Source organism: bacterium, assembly GCA_022616075.1.
Taxonomy (GTDB): Bacteria; Acidobacteriota; HRBIN11; order JAKEFK01; family JAKEFK01; genus JAKEFK01.
Genome location: JAKEFK010000145.1, coordinates 1 through 9913 on the forward strand (window position 1 = coordinate 1; position 9913 = coordinate 9913).

General features: G+C 49.8%; 9 protein-coding genes. 1 reads left to right on the plus strand and 8 read right to left on the minus strand.

Going from position 1 to position 9913, the window contains the following annotated elements; all coding sequences use genetic code 11:
• Positions 1 to 33 precede the first annotated feature (33 nt).
• From L0156_11810 to L0156_11845, 8 genes are all read right to left on the minus strand, one after another.
• Positions 34 to 459: an SEC-C domain-containing protein gene (locus L0156_11810; protein MCI0603685.1), complete on the minus strand. Its 426-nt coding sequence runs from the start codon at positions 457 to 459 to the stop codon at positions 34 to 36.
• Positions 456 to 2279 carry a thioredoxin family protein gene (locus L0156_11815; GenBank protein ID MCI0603686.1) on the minus strand — a complete coding sequence of 608 codons (1824 nt, stop codon included), beginning with the start codon at positions 2277 to 2279 and terminating at the stop codon, positions 456 to 458. The genes L0156_11810 and L0156_11815 overlap by 4 nt, the downstream gene beginning before the upstream one ends.
• A 128-nt stretch (positions 2280 to 2407) precedes the next feature.
• Entirely contained in the window at positions 2408 to 3787 is a 1380-nt protein-coding gene (locus L0156_11820; protein ID MCI0603687.1) for a PQQ-like beta-propeller repeat protein, read from the minus strand.
• Between the two features lie 2 nt (positions 3788 to 3789).
• Positions 3790 to 4794: a transglutaminase domain-containing protein gene (locus L0156_11825; protein MCI0603688.1), complete on the minus strand. Its 1005-nt coding sequence runs from the start codon at positions 4792 to 4794 to the stop codon at positions 3790 to 3792.
• 62 nt (positions 4795 to 4856) lie between these two features.
• Entirely contained in the window at positions 4857 to 5336 is a 480-nt protein-coding gene (locus L0156_11830) for a hypothetical protein (protein ID MCI0603689.1), read from the minus strand.
• Positions 5337 to 5365: 29 nt separating this feature from the next.
• Positions 5366 to 7684 (minus strand): thioredoxin domain-containing protein, encoded by a 2319-nt coding sequence (locus L0156_11835; GenBank protein MCI0603690.1) that lies wholly within the window; start codon positions 7682 to 7684, stop codon positions 5366 to 5368.
• Between the two features lie 13 nt (positions 7685 to 7697).
• Positions 7698 to 8492 carry a hypothetical protein gene (locus tag L0156_11840; GenBank protein ID MCI0603691.1) on the minus strand — a complete coding sequence of 265 codons (795 nt, stop codon included), beginning with the start codon at positions 8490 to 8492 and terminating at the stop codon, positions 7698 to 7700.
• 10 nt (positions 8493 to 8502) lie between these two features.
• Complete coding sequence (locus tag L0156_11845) at positions 8503 to 9075, minus strand: sigma-70 family RNA polymerase sigma factor (GenBank protein ID MCI0603692.1); 573 nt, start codon at positions 9073 to 9075, stop codon at positions 8503 to 8505.
• A 300-nt stretch (positions 9076 to 9375) separates the two neighbouring features.
• Here L0156_11845 and L0156_11850 point away from each other — a divergent pair, with 300 nt between their 5' ends.
• Positions 9376 to 9771 (plus strand): TetR/AcrR family transcriptional regulator, encoded by a 396-nt coding sequence (locus L0156_11850; protein ID MCI0603693.1) that lies wholly within the window; start codon positions 9376 to 9378, stop codon positions 9769 to 9771.
• The last annotated feature ends 142 nt before the right edge of the window (positions 9772 to 9913 follow it).

Below are 9913 nucleotides of genomic sequence, written 5' to 3' on the forward strand. Positions count from 1 at the left end.
CGATGATAGCCAGCATCGTAAGTAGTTTCCTTCTCATCCGCCTTCTCTCGATACAAGATTCTGGATTAGAGAGATGTTTCCGCTTCGAATCGGGCAAGTCTTGTCTGTGGCAACGCACTGTGCCAGCGTCAAGCGGCATCCGCACGTGCAGAACTCCGAATTAATCTTTTTCAATATTTTTTCTGTCTTTTCACCGGGCAGTTTCGAAAAATCGATTTCCTTAAGATCCGCAACCGCGTAGAAAGGAGTGCTCGGATTCCGGTTGCCTGCAGGTATCTGATATATTCCGTACAGGACCAACAGCAATCCTGCAACCACTGCCGATACTTTCCAGATCTTTTTGAAGCGCTGCTTTGCCGCCTGCTGTGTCTTCCTGCGCAATTCACAGCAGTGTTTGTATTTCTTTCCTGAGCCACAAGGACACGGCCTGTTCCGTGATACGCTTACCTGATCTGTCATTCGGTAGTCTTCTCCGAAAGTAAAGTAGTCATCCGCAAAAGAAATTCATCCGGAGGAAGGAAGCCTGTAATTCGGACTGTTTCGCGCCCGTTCGGTCCAAGAAACAATATGGTAGGAACACCCATGATGTTGAATTGTTGCTGCAGCGCCTGGGCATCCGGCGAATCGTACTGGGTAAAATCCACCTTCAGCTTGACATAACCTTCAGACGCAGCAATTACCTGCGGATCCGTGAAAGTTCGATGGTCCAGCTCGAGACAAGGAATGCACCAGTCGGCATAAAAGTCCATCATTACCGGCTGATTCTGCAAAAGCGCCTGCTGCAGCTTATCCAAAGAGTAAGGTTGCCAATGGATCTCCGGTTTTCGCAGCCACAAGACAGATAGGGCAGCAAGAATGACTGCGGTTCCACCAATCGCCCACTGAATCCTTTGAAAAGTCTTTCGGCCTTTTCCGGACTTTTCCAGAAAACCGAGGTAAATCCCGCCAACGAGAAGTGCGAGCGGAAGGACATAGATAGAAAACTTCGGCAATAAAGCAAGGCCCAGGTAGAACAGACCTACGCCCAGGAGCAAGACTCCAAACACTTTTTTCACCCAAACCATCCATACTCCGGATTTCGGCAGCCGCTTTAAAAGTCCAGAAAAAGTTCCCAGCAGTAAATAAGGAGCACCGAGCCCCAGTGATAGAATGAAGAACGCCCAGAATCCGAAAGCCACGTTTCCCTTAGCCCCGACATACGCAAGCAGCGCAATGATCGGCGGACCTATGCAGGGGGCTGCAAATATGCCCACTGCCAGGCCGGAAAAGTAAATACCAACGGCTGCTGTGCCACGAGAAGTTGACGCGTGGCCCAATCGATCAACAAGAAAGGATGGCATTCGCAATTCATACAGACCGAACATGCTTAGAGCGAGCGCAAACAACAAAACGGCAATCCCGGTCAACACCCAGGGACTCTGCAGGAGCGATCCGAACAGGCCACCGCTCAATGCTGCAACAACACCTAAGACGCTATACATCGTAGCGATTCCGAGCACATAAATAGACGCCTTCAGGAATACACGGTGCATGTGAGTATCCGTCTGCCCTCCGAACAACGACACAGTGACCGAGAGCATCGGATACACACACGGGGTCAAGTTGAGCGCCAGACCGATCAGAAAGATGCCAAGAAAGCCCAGCAGCGTCCCCTTCGTGTCAAAGAGGGAGGAAACCTCATTATCCAAGGAAGAAAAATATACTACGTTATTAGTAGGGTCGCTGGCTGCGGTTGTACTGACATCCGTAGAGGCGTTGGAGCGAGTCACTTCAACCGGGATCTGCACATCGACCGTTGAAGGGGCGAGGCACACTTGATCGTTACAGGCCTGGATTCGCAGCTTGCCGGCCATCGACTGCTTGCCGGAAGGCGCGTTCTCTAGAATTTTTAGCGCAGTCACAATTTCTACTCGATCACTGTAGACGTCGAGAATGTCGGGCGAAAACGCGAACTTTAGCTTTTTTGCCTCAGGATAACGCGTATCCGCTATTTCAATTCCTTCCTTCGGCATCAACTTAAGGTCAGTACCGAGCAGGTATTCAAACGTCGGAACATGAGCGTTCACATGCCAGTCTTGCTGGATCTCCAGGACTACCTTTGCATCAAACTTATCTCCCGGACTGACCTTATCTTTGGACACGGTCGTTGAGACTTTCACCTTGGAGGCGCTGGTCGGAACATCTTGAGCGGTGATAAACGACGCAATTAGAAGTAATAAAAGAGAAGAAAGCGTAATCTTTTTGAGGATAATTTCCAAATACCAAATCCGAAATTCCAAATAAGTTCCAAATACCAGATTCAAATGTCCAAACCGGTCAGTGCGAGCTGTTCGGAATTTGAGCTTTGTGGTTTTGAATTTATTGAAATTTGTAATTTGTTATTTGAGTTTTCCAATACCATGTGTTCTCACTTTCCCGCGATGCAGTAAAGATACTGCTCACCCCGGAGAAACAATTCATTTCCTACTAGAGCCGGCGAAGCGTTAAAGTTGTCATCGAGTACGTTCAGAGCCAGGACCTCCGGTTTGGCGCCGTGTTTTAGAACGATCGTGGATCCTTCCATAGAAGTAATGTACACACGACCCGCGGCGCCTACAGGCGAGGAGTAGACGTTGTAGATGCCCGGCAACCGAACCGGACCGTAGATCGTGTCGCCGGTTTTTGCCTTCAGGCAGGAAAGAATCCCCTGGTAGTGTTTGAGGAAATACAGCTTGTCGTTATAAAGAAGCAGCGAGGGCACATACGGAGTGTCCCGATCTCGGGACCAGACAATTTGCTTCGTACCGGTAATATCACCTTTGGCGCCATCAAGGCGTATGGCCAGCATTGCCCGCTTTTCATAACTCGAGCCGGCGTAGACAATACCCCTTGCGGCCACCGGGGATGCAATAACGTTGTGCGATAGCCCACCGCATTCCCAGATGAGCCGACCGCTCGCTAGATCGTAGCCGCGGATGCGATTGGTTGCGCTGATGATGACTTGTGGCCTACCGTTCTGTTCGATCACAAGCGGAGTAGACCATGATGTGATCTCATCCCGCGACATCTTCCAGCGCTGTTTGCCGGTACGTTTGTCCAGGGCGATCACGAATGAAGATCCCTCATGATCCCAATTGACGATCAAAGTGTCGCTGTAGAGCGCAGGAGAACTGCCTTCGCCGTGACCGTGCAGCGTATGCATGTCGCCGAGGTCTGTTTGCCACTTCAGTTTACCCTCCAGGTCAAGACAATAAAGACCGTAGGAACCGAAGAAGGCATACACGTGCCGGCCATCCGTTACTGCGGAAGCGGATGCAAAACTTCCGCTGTAGTGACCTCCCTCGAATGGGGTATCTTCGCGTACCGTTCGCTGCCAAAGGATCTTGCCGTCGCGGCGGTTGACAGCCAAGACTACGAACCTCTGCCGAGTAACCAACGCTAAATCATCGTGAGATCCCGGACGGGTAAAACGCGGGCTTATGGGGTCACCATAAGGTATCGCTGCGGTAAGGAAAATGCGATCGCCCCAGATGACTGGTGTGGAGTGCCCTTTGCCCGGGAGTTTCACTTTCCAACGGATATTCTTCTTTTCGCTCCATTCCAAAGGAGGGTCGGCAGATGGCGCGACGCCAATACCTAGGGGGCCTCGCCACTGAGGCCAGTAGTGAGCTGCGTTTGCTCGGTCGTCTTCGGCTGTAGGCGAAACACCGTCAACAGACGAAACTTCCGGAATATAAATGATGCTGATCAGTATCAATACACACGCAATCAAGAAAGGAGGTGAGTTCCACAACGAATTCCGTTTCATGCTTAGTTGTATTTAGGAAGCTGCGGGAGATTGACATAATCCAATTGCATCCTTGTGGACGTAATTGGTTTCCCGTCTGCTTCTGCGTAGGGATAGATGAAATAGTTCAAGGGTTCGCCGGACTGGAGGGGATCCAATCGGATATCTCTTCCTACAGTAAACTGAATCCGATCCGGGTCAAGGTTGCCGAATAAATAGTTTCGTCTGGCAGAATCATTTGATTTTGAGGCATCGGAAGGATCCACCGGTACCCAACCATGTCCCGCAAGATAGAACTCGGCCCAGCAATGATATCCAGCGACGGTCCCTTGGACTGGTTCGGGGACCGGGAACCCAATGATGAACCGTGCCGGGATTCCGGAAGCTCGAGCCAGGGAAATAAACAACGAATGGAAATCCGTGCAATTCCCCTTGCCCACGATGCACACCCTTTCCGTGTCGCCGTTCCCCCAGCCGGGCACAGACTTATCATACGTTACATTCCGGAGCACGTAATCATAGATCGCTTTTGTTTTCGCCTCCACAGTGTTCATTCCCTCAGTAATCTTCGCAGCAAGGGCCCGTATGCGAGGAGACAGAGTGACCAACCGTTCCGCACGCAAGAACTGGCTCAAGGGCGCCGGAGCCTCGTCCCAACCATCCGCGGAGTCTAGTATTTTATTGGTAACCTTCCTTCGGTCTACCTGGAACTTTGCTTGAATGGTCAGTGTATCCAACCGCGGTTCCGGAACTTCCAGATATAAATATGTGTTTCCAAATTCTGGATCGTGGCGAAGATGCGCCGGATACGGGCTTTTAATCTGGAGAGCCTTGATAGACTGGTAAGATGTCTCGCTGGGGACGGGAACCCAAACCCGAAGACTTTCTGTATTTTGCGGAATCGGCTCGACGTTCGCGGTATACGTAGCCTGAATCGTTCTATGAGCCGGATCTTCTTTGTCGCGCGAGTCCAGAACAACGCTCAAAACCAATATTACTAATATTGTAGACACTAGGAAAATACGCATAGCTCCACTCTTTACTTTACTTTTTACTGTGTTCGCGTTCTTTCTAAAGAATTTAAAAGTAGCTATTCCGTGGACTTCGGGTTTTCAACACGTACCCAGAAGCCGTTCTTTTCCTGGTACGCGTACCGGGCCACACCGTTTACCTTATGCACGCTCGTGTCGGTAACTTTCAGTTTTCCATCCTGACTTTTCAGGAAGAAGTCTACGTCCGCCATTGTTCCGTCTTTTGCCTTGAAATCCACGCACGCGAAGTAATTTGAATCATCTAAAGCTGTAAGCTTGTCCTTGTGCACTTTTACCAGTGTCAGGTCCCACGTCTTATCCAATACAGCGTCTTTAACATGGAACATTCCGTCTGCTTTAGCCTGATCCTGAATGGCTGTGGTTATTGACTTATCGATGTCCGCTATCGTTACCTTCTTAGCAGGGTGCTCAGATTTCGGGTGTTCTTTCTTTTCCGGATGTTCTTCCTGTGCCAATGCGAACGCAGCAAAAAACACTGCGACAGTTGTGGCAAGCAAAATACTCATGACTTTCTTCATTTTGATTTTCCTCCTTAATTTTTCTTTGCTTAATTTGTCAAAAGCTTGGCAACGGTCTTACGGTCGGATGTTGGAAGTTTGCAGGTATAATTTTCACAGATATAGGCCGTTGCTTTGCCTTTCATCATGGTTACGTTCTTGATGAAGGGTATGTAGGACGCTAGAGTTTGTTGGCCTTGCGCTCCATCTGCAAGCAAGAGGATCTTGTTCGGAATGAACTTCGAATGCACTTCCTGCAGCAATTCCCAGGTATGCGGATCATCGGATTTGCCGGCAATAATGATTTGCTTGGGCTTGGATAAGCTGAAATCAAGAGCCACCAAAAACTGCGGAACCGCCTCTCCGCTTTGCGCCAACCGTTGGCCGAAATAGGCCAGCGATTGTCCAGCCATGGTTTGGTACTTCTGATTTCCGGTCATTTGTGCAAGACGCAGCAAGTTGAGAATTGCAATCGAATTGCCTGTGGGTTCGGCGCCATCGTACCACTCCTTGGTCCGGATCAGGATCGATTTGTCGGTTCCGGAGATGTCGTAAAAGCCGCCGCTAGTCGAATCGTAAAACAGCCGATTTTGGTCCTCAGTCAGGGCGATGGCTGTTTTCAACCAATGAATATTGAAGGTGCTTTCATACAGGTCCAGAAGTCCTTGAACAAAATAGGCGTAATCCTCCAGATGCGCATCGAATCGCGCCTCGCCGTCCCGATAGCGATGGAGCAGCTCATTCTTTTGGGGATCATAAAGCCTATCCAGAATGAATTGGGCTGCTACCTCCGCGCCCTTCCGGTATTGTTCATCTTGCAGGACTTGAGAGGCGCGGGCGAATGCAGAAATCATGAGTCCGTTCCACGAAGTTAAGATCTTGTCGTCCAAATGAGGATGAGGACGTCTCTCCCTTTGCTGAAACAATTTCTGTCTTGCGCTTGCCAGAATTTTTTCAATTTGCGGCGATGTCAGATCGAATTGCCTGGCAGTCTGTTCAGCGGAATGGGGAACATACAAGATGTTCTCCCCCACAAACTCCTGCTGCGGATCGCGTGCGACATTGCTCTTCTCTTCCACTCCGTGGCAGTAGTCAAAGACTTTCGCTTCTTCCGGAGATAGAAGCCCGTCAATCTCTTTTTTGGTCCATGTGTAAAAAGCTCCCTCTTCTTTCTCATCGAGCTTGGAAGGATCCGGAGCGCTTTCGGCGTCTTCTGCCGAATAAAAGCCTCCTTCCTTGTGCGTCATATCGCGCTTCACGTAGGCGAAGATATCGCGTGCAACATTTGCGAAAAATGGATCATGAGTGATCTGGTACGCTTCGAGATACGAGATCGCCAACTGCGCCTGGTCATACAACATTTTTTCAAAATGAGGGACATGCCAGAGTTCGTCTGTGGAGTAGCGATGGAATCCGCCTCCAATATGATCGTACATTCCGCCGTTTGCCATTCTTCTGAGTGTTTCGAGTGCCATTTCCAAAGCTTTTTTCTGGCCGGTTCTACTGTAATAGCGCAAAAGGAAATTGAAGCCAACAGGTCGCGGAAACTTCGGCGCAGAGCCAAACCCGGCGTTTGTAGAGTCATAGCTGCTTACGAAGGTCTGAAAGGCCTGATCGAGCGCCGGCTTTCCAACTTTGGTTGCCTGGATGTTCGGCGATGAAATCTTCTGCAAATAGGCGCCGATCTGGCTGCTGGACTCTGTAATTTTCTTTCGATCGGCAGACCAGACTTCATGAATTTTCGTGACCAGGTCCGGGAACGCGGGCCGTCCGTAATCGGCAGTCGGTGGAATGTAGGTCCCGCCGAAAAAAGGTTTGAGGTCGGGAGTGAGGAACAGCGACATCGGCCAGCCGCCGCTTCCGGTCATCGCTTGAACCGCTGCCATGTAAACGCGGTCCACATCCGGCCGTTCCTCCCGATCTACTTTGATGCTAACCACATAGTCATTCATCAGTTTTGCAATCTCTTCATTTTCAAAGACTTCGCGTTCCATAACGTGGCACCAATAGCAGGTGGAATAACCCACGGACAGGAAGATCGGCTTGTCCTCCTTCCGCGCTTTCTCAAAAGCTTCGTCTCCCCACGGGTACCAGTCCACGGGATTGAATGCGTGCTGAAGGAGATACGGACTTTTTTCCTTGATCAGCCGGTTCGGCTTCTTGCCTTCTGCGAGCTTTCGCGCAATGTCGGCTTTTATGCTTGCAGCTTCCGCATCAGATGATCCCGAATCGGTGGAAGCGGGCAGCTCGGGCGACTTTGCTCCGGAGAATTCCGGGGTTACTTCTCTGGGTCCCAGTGCAAATTGACCTACAAGGACCAAACCAGAAATCATCACCAGTATCATGAGTATCTTACTCCTACTGTTCATTGGTTTCTCCACACTAGGATTGTGTCACCAGACCTATAAGATCCTTTTCGTCCATATCTGAAACGAGTCCATAAATAAGGCCCCTTTCCTCCCAGAGAATAAGGTTGCAACCCTTTCCGTCTCCCTTATAAAAGTGCTTGCCACCTTGATGTGAAGCTTCCTGTAATGAAGACAAATCCATAATGTCACTATCCATAATGTAGAGCGAGATTGGAATGCTCTCTTTTTTGAGAGAAAGTGAAACCGTGCGCTTTCCAGCTATGATGCATAGTTGGCCACCCACCAAAATCGTATCTTTCAACCTGGGCAACCGCACGGCAAAGTCAACACGTTCTGCAAACCATCTTTCCAGCAGTCCGACATCTGCAGTCTGCAGATCGAAAGGATGCTCTTTCAACTTGCTGGAGACATGCTCCTGCACCAGGGTTTCAACAATGGGAGCATAAGAGGCTGCTTTCTTCTGAGACAGCAAAAAATAGCCTGCCGATAGCGCCACGATGGCCAGTACCCCTGTCACCGCGAGGATAAGAGATTTTCTTTCATGGAGTCTTTTCTCCGTTGACGCCTTTTCTGCATGTTTTCTATCGGCTGCAAGGACCGACAATATCATTTCGCGCAGCGAGTTCGGTGCAGGTTTTTCCCTGATCCTGTCGTGAAGAATTCTCCGGAAATCCTCTTCCTGTTCCAGGATTTGCCGGCACTCCAGACACAATCGGCAATGTTCCTTTGCAGCAATCGCATCTCGCTGAGAAACGATTCCTGCCTCCAATTGAATCAGCGTTTTTCGCGCCGTTAAGCAGGTCATCATCACCCCCATCCTAGAGCAATCCCCATCGCTTGGCGTAATCCTCCAGGTACTCGCGCAACAACTGACGCGCCCGGAAGAGTCGTGAAGCGACCGTCCCCGCGGAACAGTGGAGCATTTCCGCAATTTCCTGGTAACTCAGTCCTTCTACATCTGCAAGCAAGATCACCAGGCGGAAAGCCGAAGGAAGCTTGCCGAGAGCTTCTTCAATTTCTTTGTCCGGCAACTGACCGAAAACTTTTCCTTGATCATAAGCCCCAACAGATGCTGAACTGATCAGATCCTCGGTTAGTTCGACGTCAAGGATGTTGTCTTGACGCTTTCGTTTCTTTACTCTATTTCTGTAAGAGTTCAGCAAGATTTTCAAAAGCCATTGCTTTACTTTCGACTTCTCTCTAAGGTTGGGATAAGCTACGTAACCTTTCACGCTGGTTTCCTGGACCAATTCTTCGGCTTCATCCTTTGAGCCCGTTAATCGCAGCGCAAAGGAATAGAGACTATGGAAATTCCTTACGAGAAGATCCTCGAATTTTGATTGATCTTCGCCTGCGGATATCAGACGAAGGTGTCGCGAATTTTCTTCCATTCTCTAATAAAGACAACTTCGATCGACTTTTTCTTCCCGATCCAGCGCTTTCTTTCTAAATTTCTTTTATGGGCACTCGGGATGTCGTCATGATCCTACCCATGTAAGATTAGTTGCCTTTTGAGACGCTGAATGATTGATTTATTGGATTGAGTCGGATGCCTCGTGAAGCGCAGTCGTCTAAAAGGTCTGGCTGTTCAAGGGATCGTTTGCGTTGATGGGAGGTTGACTCTTTGACAAACGAACGTTCGTTCTATAATATACGAACGTTCGTGCTATATGAAGTAGGAGGAGCACAACGTGAACCTCGACAGCAAATCAGTAGCCGGATCGGCTACAAGATCGACGATTTTGGCGGCAGCTGTAGATCTTGCTTCTGCTGAAGGTTTGGAAGGACTCACTATAGGACGCTTGGCGTCTGAGTTGCGAATGAGCAAAAGCGGATTGTTTGCACATTTCGGATCCAAACTGGAGCTTCAACTGGCGACACTTGAATGGGCACGTGAAATCTTCATCCGCGAAATTGTTGCGCCGGCAGATCGGGAGGATGCAGGATTACCGCGGTTATACCGGATGTTGCTGGAGTGGCTCAATTATGTGGAACGAATTGTCTTTCGCGGAGGTTGCTTTTTGCAGCGGCATCTGCCGAGTTTGACAGCCGTCCCGGACGCGTACGGGACCGAATCGCAGAGTTGACTCTCCAGTGGTATGACGCGATACGCGAAGAGATCCGTGCGGCCCAGAAAATGCTGGAAATTCGAAAGGATGTCGACGCCGATCAGTTGACATTTGAGTTGCATGCCTTGGCCCAGGAAGCCAACTGGGCTTATCAGCTGCA